Annotated in this window: 1 protein-coding gene; it reads right to left on the reverse strand. The window is 67.9% G+C overall.

Annotated features, from left to right (window positions below):
* Positions 1–430: OsmC family protein (locus QQZ17_RS19720; protein ID WP_284554158.1), on the reverse strand; the 430-nt coding region annotated here is incomplete at both ends.

Raw genomic sequence — 430 nt, forward strand, 5'->3', positions numbered from 1 at the left:
GAGCGATCGTCGGCTCGATTGACACGTCGCTCGTCAGGCTGTTCGCGATGAAGCAGTGCTCATGCGCCGTGTGCACGAGCTTGTGGATTCGGTCCTCGCTCGCCTCGCCCGTGACGGTGATCCGCGGCCGCAGAGTGATCTCGGTGATCCGGAGCGGCGGGTCGTCGTCAGGCATCACCCCGAGCGCCTCGTCCTCGTAGCCCACGACGTCGATCCGGGCCTTCGCGGCCAGGTGCAGGAAGAACATCATCTGGCAGGAGGAGGCCGACATCACCAGCAGCTGCTCGGGGTTGAGGATGCTCGGATCGCCGTGCGCTTCCCCGGTGGTGAGCCGCACCTCCTGCTCCGCGGGCGGAGCGGTGGCCGAGTGTGCGCGGTCGTAGCCATCCCAGCCGAGTCCGGTGGAGCCGCTCCAGCTCAGCCGAGTCTC

It is taken from the genome of Citrobacter sp. T1.2D-1 (genome assembly GCF_950098555.1).
Taxonomy (GTDB): Bacteria; Pseudomonadota; Gammaproteobacteria; order Enterobacterales; family Enterobacteriaceae; genus Citrobacter_A; species Citrobacter_A telavivensis.